This window comes from Nostoc sp., from assembly GCF_036917275.1.
Taxonomy (GTDB): domain Bacteria; phylum Cyanobacteriota; class Cyanobacteriia; order Cyanobacteriales; family Nostocaceae; genus Nostoc.
Map to the genome: position 1 here is coordinate 1 of NZ_JBALDF010000011.1, position 16,487 is coordinate 16,487.

The window sequence follows — 16,487 nt, forward strand, 5'->3', positions numbered from 1 at the left end:
TGTCCGTAATGCAGCAGCACAGGCATTAGGGCAGATGCAAGCCAAGGAACAAGCTCCACAAGTTGCAAAACTGCTTACAGATTCTAACTTTGATGTCCGTAATGCAGCAGCACAGGCATTAGGGCAGATGCAAGCCAAGGAACAAGCTCCACAAGTTGCAAAACTGCTTACAGATTCTAACTTTGATGCTCGTTATGCAGCAGCACAGGCGCTAGGGCAGATGCAAGCCAAGGAACAAGCTCCACAAGTTGCAAAACTGCTCACAGATTCTAACTTTGATGTCCGTAAAGCAGCAGCACAGGCGCTAGGGCAGATGCAAGCCAAGGAACAAGCTCCACAAGTTGCAAAACTGCTCACAGATTCTAACTTTGATGCTCGTTATGCAGCAGCACAGGTACTAGGGCAGATGCAAGCCAAGGAACAAATTCCAAAACTTCTCCCCCTGCTTAATGATTCTGACCGTGATGCTCGTTATGCAGCAATACAGGCACTAGGGCAGATGCAAGCCAAGGAACAAGTTCCACAACTTGTCCAGCTGCTTGAAGATTCTCAACCGTCTGCCCGTTATGCGGCAATACAGGCACTATGGCAGATGCAAGCCAAGGAACAAGCTCCACTAGTTGCTAAACTGCTCCAAGATGCTGACGTTGGTGTCCGTTATGGAGCAGCAGAGGCATTAGGGCGGATGCAAGCCAAGGAACAAGCTCCACTAGTTGCTAAACTGCTCCAAGATCCTAACTCTGATATCCGTTATGCAGCAGCAGAGGCACTAGGGCAGATGCAAGCTAAACAACAAATTCCACAACTTGTCCCGCTGCTCATAGATGATTCTCACCCTACTGCCCGTAAAGGAGCAGCACAGGCATTAGGGAAGATGCAAGCCAAGGAACAAGTTCCACAACTTGTCCCGCTGCTCAAAGATCCTGACTCTGGTGTCCGTGGTGCAGTAGTAGAGGCACTCATGAAACTAGGGCAACAAGATTTGCCAGTTGTTGTACAAGTTCTAGATTCAGTTCATTCTTATCTTTCTGAGATTGGTCAAATGAGGTTTTTAGCTCATTTTTTGGGAGGTGGTGAACCACAAGTAGAAACTCTTATGCAATGGGTTGGTAAACCTAAAATGCCACCACAGAAACTGACATATAACCAGGGAGTCGAAACAATGAAAATTTTCGAGAAAGCCTGGAAAGATTGTGATTCTCTGCCAGACCTGCAAAGAGAACTAGCAGAACAAATTTCCGAAGTTGCCGCTAACAAAAACGTTCCTTGGAAATTACAAGATATTGTCTTACTGGAAAACCATTACAACAACCTCAAAAAAGTCTACCCTACTAATGCTAATGCTGTGCAGTCAGCAATAGATAATTTGGAGGGGTGGCGGTGGTTTATCCGTAGCAGAAACACCATCTTCATTCATGCTCTCCTTTGGCTAGCCCTAATATTCGCCTACCCCAAATTCCCCCAAGTCCAAGCCATCTTCTTCTGGAACCCTTGGGTACGCCGGATTCTCGGTGTCGGCTATGTCGGCTTTCTCCTCACTTGGGTTCCTTTCTTCCGGCGCAAATTATTTGAACCATTCAAACCTTCCCTATTAGCCGATGCCGGGTTAGATAATTTTTATGAGCAATCATACTTCCCAGAATCTAAAGTCAAAGTTCCCACTTCAGGAGACATCCTGCCGATTACTCCAGCCTTACCCAGTATTCAAGGACAAATTATCTTAGAAGGAGATTCCGGCTTAGGCAAGTCGATGTTTCTCCGTCATCTGTTGAAAAACTCCCAGCGCATCGTCGTTTATCTCCCCGCCCAGAAATGTCATAAAGGCGTAATTGAAGCCATCCAAGACAAGCTACACGGGCAAGCCCAAGATGCCGGCTTCCTAAAAAACCTGATTTACAGTGGCGCGATAGATATCTGCATCGACGGACTCAACGAAGTCACCGCCGAAACACGGGCAAAAATTACCCAGTTTGTCGAAAGCTATTTCCGGGGCAACATTATCATGACTACCCAGCCTTTAGAGTGGACACCACCCTCAACAGCAAAAACCTACTACTTGCAGCCCCTTGAACAACAACAAATTCAAGAGTTTTTGATATCCCGTCAGCCGCGACTCCCCAAAGATGCCAAAATTCAAGGTGCTGATTACGCCCAAGCTTGCACCAATTATTTAACAGAAGTCCTCAAAGAGCAACAAGCCAAAGAAGAGTTAGATGCTGTCCGCCGAATTCTTTCCAATCCAATGGATCTAACAGTAGTAGCGCTGATGCTATCACAAGGTAAACAGCCAAACTTGTTTCGCCTGCAAGAACAGCAATACAACCTGATGGCAACAGAATACCAGCAAGAATGGAAACAAGAATTTCCCTTAAAAAAATTCTGCGCCGCCGTCTATGAAATGCGACTCCAAGACGAACAAGCCTTACCCGCCGATAACTTCTCTAAAGTTGTCATGTCTTTAGCCGACGAAAAATACAAAATGGTAGTCAGCCGTCAATGGCAAGATGACAAACACGAAGCCAAGAAAGAATGGTCTTTCCGCCACGATAAAATCATGGACTTCTTCTTAGTGCAGAACTTTCTCGGTAAAAGTGATGAAGCGAAAAGACTAAGAGTTGATGTAATGAGCGACTCCCGATTTCGTGGTATTTACTTCTTGTTAGCAATCTTGCTGCCTTTAAACGAAGCCCAAGAACTGCGAGAAAATTTGATTCAATACGCCGCCGACACCAAAGACAATACGGTGAGTAATACCTTTGTGCAGTTGTTGCGAACTAGGTAAGTTTGCATGGAGCATTTATTTAGTGCGGGCTGAAAAGTGAGTCTAAATCTTGTTCATCTATAAATAATTATGTATGGTATATGTAAGACACAGTAATCCTACCAAGGATCTGTAGATTTAGTTGTAGAGGTATAGCAGCAGTGGGCATAGTAGTTGAAAATGTCTCCAAACAATTCGGGAGTTTCAAAGCAGTTGATGAGGTTAGCCTGGAAATTAAAAGTGGTTCGCTAGTTGCGTTGCTTGGGCCATCGGGATCAGGTAAATCTACGCTATTACGGTTAATTTCAGGTTTAGAAATGCCAGATAGCGGCAAAATCCTGCTTACTGGTAAGGACGCTACATACCAAAGCGTACAACAGCGCAATATTGGCTTTGTGTTTCAGCACTATGCCCTATTTAAGCATTTGACCGTCAGGCAGAATATTGCTTTTGGCTTAGAAATTCGTAAGGCACAGCCAAAGAAGATTAAGGGGCGGGTAGAACAGTTACTAGAATTGGTGCAATTGACTGGACTAGGCGATCGCTATCCATCACAACTTTCTGGTGGTCAAAGACAACGGGTAGCATTAGCAAGGGCACTGGCAGTAGAACCGGAAGTATTACTGCTAGATGAACCCTTTGGCGCACTTGATGCTAAAGTTCGCAAAGATTTACGAGCATGGTTACGCCGCCTCCATGATGAGGTTCATGTTACCACGGTTTTTGTCACGCACGACCAAGAGGAAGCAATGGAAGTCTCCGATGAAGTTGTGGTGATGAATAAAGGGCGTGTGGAACAAGTGGGCACACCAGCAGAAATTTACGATAATCCTGCCACCGCATTTGTAATGAGCTTCATTGGCCCGGTGAACGTGTTACCCAGCACCTCAAAGATTTTTCAAAGTAGCGGGTTTGATACGCCACACCCACAAGTATTTTTACGCCCGCAAGATGTGATTTTGGAAAAAGTTGCCAACGGTACCACTACACCTGCGACAGTCAGCCGATTAGTACATTTAGGTTGGGAAGTCCAAGTAGAATTAACTTTCGATGATGGACAAGTATTGACGGCGCATTTAACACGCGATCGCTTTAATGACTTAAAGTTAGAACCGAAACAGCGAGTGTATGTGAAGCCAAAGGATGCGAAGTCTTTCCCACTGTCTTATTCAATTTAAACTTTTGTCAGTTTCTCAAGGTTCAGAACCCTTAGTTAATCGCTGTTTAATTCAGCTATTCGCTAGAGATTTTAATCTTAAGTGGGCTAGAGAGAGCGTCACTTCACAATGCTAAAATTGCCTAAAATTGTGATGGAATAAAACAGCAGAGGCACAAATAACTACAAAAGAATAAATCCAAGCCGAGATAGACAGCCCTAACTAAAGAAGAGTATCTTGATGAGTTATATCTTGTAATTAAAGATTTAGCCCAATCTAAACAACAGCCTAAAAAGGCTAGCTTCATGTCTAGAAACAGATAAAAATAGAAGCGCCAGAGGATTCTACCGCCTATGTTGATTTAATATGTAACCGGGGAAAAGGTTGTCAAATAAGCTATTTGTTGATGTTGAAAAAATCGCTTTCAACTAAGATTCAGTTACAGGCGGTAATATTTCCAAAACCGCAATGCTCAAATCAGGAAACTTTAAAGGTGAAATAGTCGCATCTGCTGCCAAAATTACTTTGCTTTGATAGCCATCCTGAGTCGGTTCCCGGAAGACATGTAATTGACGACTAACTACATCTAGCACCCAATAATCTGTAATTCCCGCTTGGGAGTAGGCTTTAGCTTTGGTTTGGCAGTCTAATTTCAGGCTGCTATCTGCTACCTCAATAATCAGATAAACTTCTGAAGGGGTGGGATGATGGTCAGCATAATCTAGCGGATCTACTTTAACGACAGCAATATCCGGTTCCGGTTCAGATCGTTCATTTAACTTTACTGGGTCTTGAATAGATACCCAAGCCCTATTTGCTAATGTGTTTTTCAGTAAGTAATCTGTTCTCCCAACTGCTGACCTATGGGCTGTGCCTTTGGCAATCATCCAGATTATCTTCCCTTCTAAGAGTTCTACACGTTCATCTGCACCAAATATCCCAGCTTCAGCCATCCGGTGGTATTCTTCAACTGTCCACAGGCGAAGTTTTAACGTCGATTCTGTGTTTTGCATGGCTTGTTTAGCAAATGTGAGGAGTAATTAATATTTTAGGTTAATCTTCTAAAATCTGGATTTCATCAAGTTGATTAATCACCACATCCGCACCCCGAACATTATCTGACTTACCCACCCAAGTGATACCAATACAACCTGCGGCTTTGGCATTACGCGCCATTTGCATATCACCAACTGCATCACCCACCATCAATGTAGCGCCCGGTTCAACTCCCAAAGCTTGGCAAGCTTGCAAAAATAGAATTGGATCTGGTTTACTCGGCCCCTCATCTACTCCCATTTCCAACTGGATATAATCATTTAATTGGTGATTCGCTACAAACTTATTTACTTCATCAGTTGTTGCAGCTGAGAGGATACCAAGTTTCAAGCCCGCTTTCCGTAAGTATTTCAACAAGTCTAAGCTACCCACAAATAACGGTGAAGGAGTTTTTTCAATGTATTTCTCCGCTTCATCCAAAGCTTGACGGGCTATTTTTAACGATTCAAACCATCCTTTTCCGGTTTCGGCAATATATGCAGCAGCTGCAACTTCTGTTTCACGGCGACTCGCTACCGATATCAAACCCGCAGGATCTAGAAAGTTGCCATTGATGCCAAATGCCATTAATAGGGGTTCGCCAGTTCCAGGGATTTGAGCATCTATTAATCTTGTTGCCTTTTGTGCCAGCGATCGCAAATATGTTTCTGAATCTTCCAGAGTACCATTTTTGTCAAATAAAATTGCCTGGATATTATCAAAAGTGATGTTTCCACATTTAATAATTGCCACAATATTTCACCCCACTTATTTAGTTATGAGTTTTTATCCCTAACTTTGCCCAATTCTCCACATAAAAAAAGAGGGAAAAACCCTCTTTATATAATGATTTAATACTCTTACTTAAAGACAAGTAAAACTATAAATGTATTATTGTTCAATCGCTGCTGGAATTTCCTCTTCAGTTTCCGCCGCTGATGGAATCTCTTCTTCAAGTTCTGCAACTGGTGGAATTTCCTCTTCAGTTTCCGTCGCTGGTGGAATCTCTTCTTCAAGTTCTGCGGCTGGTGGAATATCTTCGTCAAGTTCTGCTGCTGGTGGAATCTCTTCTTCAAGTTCTGCTGCTGGTGGAATATCTTCTTCTGATACAACTTCCGCAGTTGCAGCCGCCGCAGCAGTAGCACCTTGTTGCTTGGCTAAGAGCTGTTCACGATACTTAGCAGCCATTTCTTCTGCCTTATCGTAGACCAAATCCCGGTTTTTAATCATGTCGCCGGGTTCGGGTTCTAACTGCTTGGTTGATAGGGAAATCCGACCCCTTTCTGCATCCAAGTCAATGATCATAACTTTCACTTCATCATTGACATTGAACACGCTATGAGGTGTATCAATATGTTCGTGAGAAATCTCAGAAATGTGCAGTAGGCCACTGACGCCGCCAATGTCGATGAAAGCACCGTAAGGTTTGATGCCACGAACTGTACCAATTACTACTTCACCAACTTCTAAGCGGTTCATCTTCCGCTCAACCAGCGCCCGACGGTGAGATAGAACTAGGCGGTTACGTTCTTCGTCCACTTCTAAGAATTTCAATGGCAGATCTTCGCCTACCAATTCTTCCTTAGGTTTGCGGGTACTGATGTGGGAACCAGGGATAAAGCCACGTAATCCCTCAATCCGTACTAATGCTCCGCCACGATTGGTTGCAAACACACCAGAACGGACAGTAGCATCTTCTGCTTGCAGCTGTCGCACGCGCTCCCAAGCCCGCATATATTCAATACGGCGAATGGAAAGAGTTAATTGACCATCTTCGTTTTCATCGGTAAGAATGAAAAATTCCCGCGTTTCGTTTGACTGTAAGACTTCTTCCGGGCTATCTACCCGGTTAATAGACATTTCTTGTATAGGTATATATGCTGCGGTTTTAGCACCAATGTCAATCAGAGCGCCGCGCGGCTCTATACTGAAAACTGTTCCTGGGACAACATCACCAGGGCTAAAATGATAGTCGTATTTGTCAAGTAGAGCAGCGAAATCTTCGTGAGTGAATCCAATTTCTGTAGCGGTTAAATTCTGATTGACCATGCTTATTTGTTCCCGGTTCTAGTCTCCGTAAAGGTTGTGCCACGAGCGCGATTATATTATACAAGCAGTTTTATGGCAGCTTATATAACACATCCTTTTTCATCCTAGCGCAGAAAAGCTAGTATTAACATATATCTACTCCCAAGATTGGAAATTATATCACAATATTAAAATGGTTGGTTATTTACTTAGTAATTAAAACCAACAAAGGACAAAAACAATAATATCCGTTGCTACCACAATTAGTAACAACGGATACTAACATTAAATCCGCTTCCAGGTCTGGTAATAGGCTCTACTTATCTTTTGGTTTCTCAAAACGAGGGGGTTCGCGAAATGCGATCGCAAAGAAGAGAGTACCTATACACAGAGTAAAAATCAAGATGTACGCAACGCTTTCCATATTTATAAATTCCTGCCTATCCAGCTAGTAATGAGGGATTAGGGATTGGGAAAACTTTTTCCCAGTCCCCAGTAAAGAGTCCCTTAAAGGGCTTCCTTGCGGCGGGTTGACTTGTCACCCACTTTCTGGAACAGACCCCACTCAACTTGCTCTTCTAGATCCGCATCAACACCAGCAAACACGTCTCGGTAGATTGTCCGAGCGCCATGCCAGAGATGACCAAAGAAGAACAATAAAGCAAATACGGCGTGTCCAAAGGTAAACCAACCTCTAGGACTGGTGCGGAATACACCATCAGAGTTCAAGGTTTCCCGGTCAAATTCAAAGATTTCACCGCCTTGAGCCTTACGGGCATACTTCTTCACATCAGCTGGTTCTGTAAAGGTCTTACCGTTTAGATCACCACCGTAGAAACTGACAGTGACACCAGATTGCTCAAAGCTGTACTTAGATTCTGCCCGACGGAAGGGAATGTCAGCGCGGACAATTCCATCTGCATCGGTCAAAATCACTGGGAAGGTTTCAAAGAAGTTGGGGAGACGACGCACGGTCAATTCCCGTCCTTCAGAATCTTTGAATACGCCGTGACCTTGCCAAGACTGGGCAATCCCATCACCCTTGACCATAGGCCCTGTACGGAATAGACCGCCTTTAGCGGGGCTATTACCGACGTAATCATAGAAAGCCAGCTTTTCGGGAATCGCCGACCAAGCTTGTTCAAGGGTTACACCTTGGGCAACGTTTGTTTGGACGCGGCGCTGAATTTCTTGACGGAAGTAATTCTGATCCCATTGGTAGCGGGTAGGGCCAAACAATTCGATGGGAGTGGCGGCGTTACCGTACCACATAGTACCAGCAACAACGAAAGCAGCAAAGAAGACTGCTGCAATACTGCTAGAAAGTACTGTTTCAATGTTCCCCATCCGTAGGGCTTTGTAGAGCCGTTCGGGGGGTCTAACTGTGAGGTGGAATAAGCCTGCAATAATACCAACAACACCAGCAGCAATGTGGTGAGCCGCAATGCCACCAGGGTTATATGGGTTAAAACCATCTGGGCCCCATTCCGGTGCTACGCCTTGGGCAGCCCCAGTTATTCCATAAGCGTCAGAAACCCAAATCCCCGGCCCAAATAGTCCGGTGACGTGAAAAGCACCAAAGCCAAAACAAAGTAGACCAGATAAGAACAGGTGAATGCCAAACATTTTTGGCAAGTCTAAGGCGGGTTCACCAGTGCGGGGATCTCTAAAGAGTTCCAAATCCCAGTAAACCCAGTGCCATACGGCGGCTAGGAACAAAAGACCTGAAAGAACAATGTGAGCGGCAGCAACGCCTTCAAATGACCAGAAGCCAGGATCGGTTGCTGGGCCACCAGTAACGTTCCAACCACCCCAAGATTGGGTAACGCCCAAACGTGACATGAAGGGCAGGACGAACATCCCTTGACGCCACATCGGGTTAAGAACCGCATCGCTAGGGTCAAAAACAGCTAGTTCGTAGAGTGCCATCGAACCAGCCCAGCCTGCTACTAAGGCTGTGTGCATCAGGTGTACAGAAATCAGCCGCCCTGGATCATTCAGAACGACTGTATGTACTCGGTACCAGGGTAGTCCCATTGACTACGCTCCTCCTCGATGAGTTAGTTTACAAAGCAATTTTCTTACTGAGATTCTGAGAAACGAAAGTCGCCACTCAGAAAACTGTCTCTTATTTTTTGTTATTGCCAGAGCCAGAGTTTTACCACAGCTTAATCTTATAAGTCAGACAGCGTGGGTGCTTTGGCAATGCTTACTCGCTTCGGGAGGTTTACCTTGTAGGGTAGCCACCGCCAAGCAAAAATGAGAATGTTTTAAAAAGTGTAACTATTGATGGAATTGTTTGCAAGCGTGTAAATTGATGCGATCGCGTAGCATCTCCAAGTTTTTTCGCTACCAATACCCATCATAGATTAAATTTGCTTATTTTTTCTTTACGAAGAGGCGAACAGGGAGAGAGGTGGAGGGAATAGGGAAGACCCTAAGAAAGTTCCCCTCTGCCCCCCTGCTCTCCTACTGAACCACCAATTGGATGTTTTGCAGTTGACATTTCGTCTCAGCTGTACCCAGGCGTTCAATTACCTGTTCAGCGCTCATCAAACGCTTGAGTACTACTTGACCTATAGTCTTACTGGCGATCGCTGGTGTTGTTGGTTTAACTTCCACGGTTAAAACGGCTTCTTCAACTCGATAAAGCCATAGCAATTCGTTTTGTTCCACTATGCAAATATTCATTCGCTGAATATCTGGTTGGCGTCGCCATGCAGCGATTTGCCAGAGTCCATCAGATGCCCAGACTCTAGCAACTGTCCATCCCTCAGATAGAAAGAAATACTTCACGGTTTTAGTCTCACTATTAGACTTTCAATCTGCTGTTCACGATGTCGCGATCGCTTGATTTCGCTGATGTATAAACACTAGATTTGTAAGTAAAACCATGCAGCCAATCTCTAAGATAAACCGCTAAAAAGGTAGTTATGTCCAAACATGCTCGCGTCTTAATGTACATTACTTGGACTAAGGTCAAAACTTAACAAATTTATTCACTAGTAACTATGAATTTTACGACAAATTCAACCAATGTTTAAAATTTTAATTAAATAAAAATTTTTCAGTATTTAACAAATGTAAGTTTCTGTATTTTTGTCAATGATTTTTTGTAACAAATAATGCGATCGCACAGTAGCAATCAATTTAACCATGAAGTTGAGCATCCGCCACAAACTTTTGATTTAGAAGGTTACGTAGTCATAATGTAGAACAAGTTTTCTCTCACTTGGCTGTGCAAATTCTGTTTTTTACACATATATAGAACTTACGCAAAAATCGCCCAAAAGCTTAATTTGTCGAACCGCCAAGACGAGGCAGTGCGTTGGGCGGCTCTGCCGACTTGAAGCAACTGCCGTGCCAAGAACGCTAAGAATTCGTAAGTGTGCGTAAGTCCTAGTATATACTAAGCCATAGGCATGGCAACCAAAGCGGGTGTTCCATCCATAGACACGTGACAGCTTAAGGCAGGGTACAAGAACCGGGAACCATTATATTTCATGAAGATTCAGCACAAGAGTCACAAATGTAGTAAGATTGCTGACCGCTGATATCAAAAATATTATTGCCATGACCTGGTTTTCCTTGTCCGTGAAACGGTGGGGTCGGATTACACAATTCCTATCTTTGTTCTGTGTATGTTTATTTTTAGTTGTTAGTTGCGCTCCTCGTCCTCAGCTTTCTACGCCACCATCTGGTTCTGTAAATAGCCCTACAGGTGATGGTCGTATTACTATAGGTACAACAGCAAAGCCGAGAACTCTTGATCCGGCTGATGCTTATGAGTTAGCATCCTTAGGTTTGGTGTTTAATATGAGCGATCGCCTCTACACCTACGAACCAGGAAGTATAGAAATTAAGCCCCAGCTAGCGACAGCATTACCCAAAGTTAGTCAAGATGGCTTAACTTATACCATCCCCTTACGTAAGGGAGTGGTTTTTCACGATGGGACTCCCTTCAATGCCCAAGCGATGGCGTTTACTATCAATCGCTTTATTCAAAATAAAGGAAAACCCTCATTTTTACTAGCTGATATAGTAGATTCGGTAAAAACTACAAGCGAGTATGAGTTAACAATTAAGCTGAAAAAGCCCTTTGCAGCGTTTCCCTCACTCCTGGCGTTTCCTGGGGTGTGTGCAGTTTCACCAAAAGCTTACGAACTCGGTGCTGGTAAATTTAAGCCGAATATTTTTGTGGGGACTGGCCCTTACAAATTAGGACAGTATGGTACTGATTCAATCCGATTTGATCCGTTTGATAAGTATTGGGGAGAAAAACCAGCTAACAAAGGTGTTAACCTCCAAATTCAAACTAGTCCGGTTAATTTGTTTAATGCTTTCCGTACAGGTGCAGTCGATGTAGCTTATCTATCCTTACAGCCAGATCAAAATCGCAGTTTGTCAGAAGGTGGTAAAAAAGGGGATTGGCAAGCGATCGCAGCTGAAGGTAGTGTAGTAAGTTATCTGGTATTAAATCGAAATCAAAAGCCTTTAGATAAATTAGAGGTAAGACAAGCGATCGCGTCAATAATTGACCGTCCACTTTTAAATGAGCGGGCGTTACTTGGTCAAGCAGATCCGCTTTATAGTATGATTCCCACGACGTTCAATATTTCCCAGCCATTATTTAAAGATAAATATGGCGATGCTAACTTTGAGCAAGCTAAAAAATTGTTAACTACTGCTGGTTTCTCCAAAGAAAATCCCGCAAAAGTACAAATTTGGTATCCTTCTAGTTCACCTACTCGTACTTTGGCAGCACAGACACTTAAATCCCTTGTCGATGTCAAAATGGATGGAATCCTACAATTTGAAGTTACCCCCGCCGAAGGGCCAGCCTTCTTTAAAGACATTACTAAGGGATTATATCCAGCAGCTTTACTTGATTGGTATCCAGACTTTTTAGACCCAGATAATTACGTGCAGCCGTTTTTGTCTTGTGATAAAGGTTCAGTTGCTAAGGGATGTGAAGATGGAGGCAGTCAAAGTCAGGGTTCGTTTTACTATAGCGAAGCCATGAATAAATTGATTGATCAGCAACGCAAAGAACAAAACCCCGAAGCGCGTCAGAAAATTTTTACAGAAATTCAAACGCAAGTAACTAGTGATGTACCTTACGTTCCTTTATGGCAAAGCAAAGACTATGTATTTGCTCGAAAAGGTGTGAATAGCGTACAACTTAACCCCACCCAAATTTTGATTTACCAGACAATTAAAAAGTAGTTAAAAAGTCAAGGGGACAAGAAATTACTCTTTAACCTCTAATTTCTATGTTATCTGCGCCTCTGGAGTTAATTTAATTACGTTTTAACCACAGAGACGCAGAGAGCGCAGAGAGAATAAAGAGATTTTATAAGTCACTTTGAAAGGGTTATGTTCAATATTTTGAATTTTGAATTTTGAATTTTAAATTGCTTATGTCTCGCTCTAAAGCTTTACAATATTACATTGTTTCTCGGTTGCTTCTTGCACCACTTCAGCTATTAACGATTATCACCATTGTATTTCTCTTACTAAGAGCAACACCAGGAGATCCAGCGGATGCAATTCTCGGTGGACGTGCGCCAGAAGCAGCTAAAGAAGAATTGCGAAAACAACTCGGTTTAAACCTTCCCCTATGGCTACAGTACCTAAATTATTTGGGAAGCATCCTGCGTTTTGACTTGGGAAGTTCTTTGTTGAGTCGGGGAGAGAATGTTTGGGACATAATTGGACAATATTTTCCGGCGACGGTGGAGTTAGCAGTATGTAGTATGGCGGTTGCACTCATCATCGGAATTGCGGTTGGAACTCTTTCGGCTTCTCGTCCTGGAACATATTTCGATGTCGGTGGGCGCTTATTTGGAATCATCACCTATGCACTCCCCATGTTTTGGGCAGGAATGCTTTTGCAGTTAGTTTTCTCAGTCCAACTGGGTTGGTTTCCTAATTCCAACCGCTTTCCGCCCAATCTTCCGGCTCCCACTCCTGTGACTGGATTGTATACAATTGATAGCTTACTCGGTGGAAACTTCACCCAGTTTTTCACATCTTTGCACCATCTTGCTCTACCAAGTCTCACACTAGGAATTTTGCTGAGTGGGATTTTTGAGCGAATTGTGCGAGTGAATTTAAAGCAAACCTTACAAGCAGATTATGTAGAAGCGGCTAGAGCCAGAGGTATTGGTGAAAATAAGATTTTAGCCTCCCATGCCTTAAAAAATGCGCTAATCCCAGTAATTACAGTCTTAGGATTAACCTTTGCGTCTCTGTTGGGTGGGGCGATTTTGACAGAGGTAACATTTTCTTGGCCTGGGTTAGCGAATAGATTGTATCAAGCGATCGCCGATCGTGATTATCCCACAGTCCAGGGAGTGCTAGTATTTTTTGGTGCGATCGTTGTCAGTGCAAGTATTTTGATTGATATTTTAAATGCTTATGTAGATCCGCGAATTCGATATTAAATTTCTTGAGAAATACCACTGGCTAAAATCCCCAGAATTTTATTCACATCTTTGAGATAATATTCGCTTAAATCAACTCTAGCCAACATTATCAAGGTAATGTTTGGTAACGCTTATGCTCAACCCAACAAAGCTATAGCGCTTCTCGTTTATATGCAATACACTTTGACCTCTGTCCAAACCTCTCTCCTAAAAAGAGAGAGGCTTTGAATCTTACCCCCCTTCCCTTGTAGGGAAGGGGTTGGGGGTTAGGTCTGTATTGGACTCAACCGAGAAGCGCTATATTCTTCTTACAGCAGAATTCAAGTATTTGAACCACATCTATCGTAGGGGCACAGCATTGCTGTGCCCCTACCGCGTGGTCTATTTACCTGAAAATAGCTGTAACCCAAGCGTATTGTACTAAGACCAATTCTCTATGAAGATGCACAGAATATTAAACGAACCGCCAAGTACGCCAAGAGCGCCAAGAGCGCCAAGAATGGAGAGTTACTCATTTAATGCAGCTTCACATTAAATTGGTATAAGACTGCCATTGTTATTTGAGCCATACCTACAGCTGGCTACGCCTACGCATTTGTTATTTCGGCGTTCGCATTTGCTATTTCGGCGTTCGCATTTGTTATTTCGGCGTTCGCATTTGTTATTTCGGAGTTCGCATTTGTTATTTCGGAGTTCGCATTTGTTATTTCGGAGTTCGCATTTGTTATTTCGGAGTTCGCATTTGTTACTTCAGCGTTCGCATTTGCTACTTCGGAGTTCGCATTTGTTATTTCGGCGATCGCAATTGCTATTTCAGCGAGCGCATTTGCTATTCTGAGAGCCTATCTTCTCAAACTACGAGGGTCGAGGGCATCTCTTAATCCATCACCGAGTAAGTTGAATGCTAACACTGTGAAGATAATCAGCACAGCCGGCGGCCAGATTAACCAAGGTTGCAGTACCAAAATTGAAGCATTACTAGCCAGAGAAAGCATATTGCCCCAAGAGGGGTCTGGTTGTTGAATTCCCAAGCCGATGAGACTCAGTATCGCTTCTGATTCAATAAAGCTAGGAATTGCAAGAGTAGCAGAGATAACTATATAACTAGCCATTTGCGGCAAAACGTGGCGAAGGATGATATAAAGTGGGTTCCCGCCCATTGCGCGTGCCGCTTGCACAAATTCTCGCTCTTTAATTGATAGTACCTGTCCGCGAATCACCCGTGCTAAACCAGCCCAGCGAATAACCGAAGTAATCACCACAATCAGCAAAAAGCGCTGGGTACTGCTTAAACCAGGTGGTAAGACTGCTCCCAAAGTCACCAAAAGATAAATACTAGGGAAAGTCATTACTACTTCTGCCAAGCGCATAATGATGCTATCAGTCACACCGCCGAAATAGCCAGAAATTCCCCCGATGAGCAAACCGAGGGGATAGGCAATGATAATACCAAAAATCCCGATAAACATACTGATCCGACCGCCATGCAGCAGGCGACTAAATTCGTCGCGGCCTTGGTCATCAGTGCCCAAGATGTTGAATTTTGCCCCACTTGTTGTGCCAAACAAATGCCAATTTAAGGGAATACCAGGAAAGATTGTGACTTCATCCCACTTCGGGGGTAATGGCAAACTCATCTGCAACAATCGGTATTCTGGCCCGGAGACAAATAGACGCAGGGGTGAGGGTTTTTTGAAGTCTACAACGAGTTGGCGATCGCCTGTTTCTAAATTAGTATCTCCCTGAGTCGTCGGATAAACATGGGGCCCAATAAACTGTCCTGACTGAGAAACCCAGTGTATCTTAGTTGGTGGCAGCAGTGAACCATTGGCCTGTGAAGCATAGGGATCATAAGGAGCCACGAAATCGGCTGCAATTACTGCTATGTAGAAAACTAACAGCAAAATTGCCCCAAATCGTGCCAAAGGATTTTTCTTCAGTCGTCGCCACCAATCCATAGTAGTTAGGAGTTATAAGTTATGAGTTATGAGTTATTAAACTTTTATCTTAATTTATAACTGATGATTAATAATTCTCAACTTCAAACTCCAAACTCCTGTACAGACAGACGCGATTAATCGCGTCTCTACTTCTAACTCCAAACTCCTAACTCTTAACTCCAAACTCTCAACTCCCCACTCCTAACTTCTCTAAATACCGCTGCTGTTCTTCTTGTTGTTTTTCATGTTCTACAACAAACACATTTGAGTAAAGATTAGCGAGAATTTGTTTTCCCTGTTGTGTCAATGATAGATAATGTAGTCCGTCTTGGATATAGGGATAGACGCCATTCCAGTAAAATTTAGCGTAGTTATTCCGTAAATCGGCAGGGGTTTTATAGCCCAAAACTTTATTTACACCAGTTTCTTCAAACTCGTAAAATAAAGAAGTAATTTTCTTCAGGTAACGTGGGTCGCTTAGTTGACCAATTAAATCAGCAGCCCGGACTAATCCTGCAAAGCACTTTGTATCTTGATGATCTTCTGCCGCAGGCACGGGAAATCGAGTCAATTCAATATTGCTCTTAATTGCCTGAGCATCTATCAACTTGTGACCTCCAAAACGCTCATCAATAAAAAGCTTGGCTCTATCAACATGATACGGCGTCAGGCTGGCATCAGAAGCGCCAGGAGCTACAGAAATCATTTTGCCATTTTTACCCGTGGCATATAAGCCTGCTGTTTCTTGGTCTTGTCGGCAAACTCCCTTAACGTAGCCAATATCATGACTCAGTAAGGAAATGATACAATGCAACCAGTCTTCACTGGAAACACCGCCTTCTCTAATGTGTTTGCCACGTAAGATTTCTTGCCCTACCAGGGTGACAAGGACAGTGTGTTCAACATTGTGGTAAAGGGCGTCGCTATTAGCAATGTTTTCCAAAGCCATGTTACCAGCCCAGGCGATAATGTCCTGATAATCATTTTTGAAGCAGCCATAGGTGCGACGGTAGCCTTCTCGAATTTCATTTACAAAGGCATCAATTAAAATTTCAGTGGCATTAAACATATCTGGTTACTTTGGTAAATACCAATGGTGTGTGACCTAGAGTAGCTAAATGAGATTAGACAATTTTAT

12 protein-coding genes are annotated in these 16,487 nt (G+C 43.4%); 4 read left to right on the plus strand and 8 right to left on the minus strand.

The genetic code is table 11. The annotated features are described in order from the left end of the window. Both V7K35_RS04705 and V7K35_RS04710 read left to right on the plus strand, forming a co-directional pair. Nucleotides 1-2,782: HEAT repeat domain-containing protein (locus tag V7K35_RS04705; RefSeq protein ID WP_335076798.1), on the plus strand; the 2,782-nt coding region annotated here is incomplete at its 5' end. 140 nt (nt 2,783-2,922) lie between these two features. After that, complete coding sequence (locus V7K35_RS04710; protein ID WP_335076800.1) at nt 2,923-3,939, plus strand: sulfate/molybdate ABC transporter ATP-binding protein; 1,017 nt, start codon at nt 2,923-2,925, stop codon at nt 3,937-3,939. A 407-nt stretch (nt 3,940-4,346) separates the two neighbouring features. Here V7K35_RS04710 and V7K35_RS04715 read toward each other — a convergent pair whose 3' ends face one another. The 6 genes from V7K35_RS04715 to V7K35_RS04740 all read right to left on the minus strand — a co-directional run bounded on the left by V7K35_RS04715 (nt 4,347) and on the right by V7K35_RS04740 (nt 9,777). Beyond that, nucleotides 4,347-4,931 (minus strand): Uma2 family endonuclease, encoded by a 585-nt coding sequence (locus V7K35_RS04715; protein ID WP_335076802.1) that lies wholly within the window; start codon nt 4,929-4,931, stop codon nt 4,347-4,349. Nucleotides 4,932-4,971: 40 nt separating this feature from the next. Beyond that, nucleotides 4,972-5,706, minus strand: a complete 735-nt coding sequence (locus V7K35_RS04720; protein WP_335076804.1) for an HAD family hydrolase — start codon at nt 5,704-5,706, stop codon at nt 4,972-4,974. A 138-nt stretch (nt 5,707-5,844) separates the two neighbouring features. Further along, on the minus strand, nt 5,845-7,002 hold the full coding sequence (locus V7K35_RS04725) for a 30S ribosomal protein S1 (protein WP_335076806.1): 1,158 nt from the start codon (nt 7,000-7,002) through the stop codon (nt 5,845-5,847). A 295-nt stretch (nt 7,003-7,297) separates the two neighbouring features. Then, nucleotides 7,298-7,405 carry a photosystem II reaction center protein T gene (locus V7K35_RS04730; protein WP_084227385.1) on the minus strand — a complete coding sequence of 36 codons (108 nt, stop codon included), beginning with the start codon at nt 7,403-7,405 and terminating at the stop codon, nt 7,298-7,300. 83 nt (nt 7,406-7,488) lie between these two features. Next, nucleotides 7,489-9,018, minus strand: a complete 1,530-nt coding sequence (psbB, locus tag V7K35_RS04735) for a photosystem II chlorophyll-binding protein CP47 (RefSeq protein WP_334795136.1) — start codon at nt 9,016-9,018, stop codon at nt 7,489-7,491. Between the two features lie 432 nt (nt 9,019-9,450). After that, on the minus strand, nt 9,451-9,777 hold the full coding sequence (locus tag V7K35_RS04740; RefSeq protein ID WP_335076808.1) for a hypothetical protein: 327 nt from the start codon (nt 9,775-9,777) through the stop codon (nt 9,451-9,453). A 777-nt stretch (nt 9,778-10,554) separates the two neighbouring features. On the opposite strand from V7K35_RS04740, the gene V7K35_RS04745 reads away from it, so the two are divergent. Beyond that, nucleotides 10,555-12,207: an ABC transporter substrate-binding protein gene (locus V7K35_RS04745; protein WP_335076810.1), complete on the plus strand. Its 1,653-nt coding sequence runs from the start codon at nt 10,555-10,557 to the stop codon at nt 12,205-12,207. 194 nt (nt 12,208-12,401) lie between these two features. Further along, on the plus strand, nt 12,402-13,427 hold the full coding sequence (locus V7K35_RS04750) for an ABC transporter permease (RefSeq protein ID WP_335076812.1): 1,026 nt from the start codon (nt 12,402-12,404) through the stop codon (nt 13,425-13,427). Between the two features lie 824 nt (nt 13,428-14,251). On the opposite strand, the gene V7K35_RS04755 is transcribed toward V7K35_RS04750, so the two are convergent. Next, nucleotides 14,252-15,367: an ABC transporter permease gene (locus V7K35_RS04755; protein ID WP_335076813.1), complete on the minus strand. Its 1,116-nt coding sequence runs from the start codon at nt 15,365-15,367 to the stop codon at nt 14,252-14,254. A 169-nt stretch (nt 15,368-15,536) separates the two neighbouring features. Continuing rightward, entirely contained in the window at nt 15,537-16,418 is an 882-nt protein-coding gene (locus V7K35_RS04760) for an Npun_R2479 family HD domain-containing metalloprotein (RefSeq protein ID WP_335076815.1), read from the minus strand. Nucleotides 16,419-16,487: the final 69 nt, after the last annotated feature.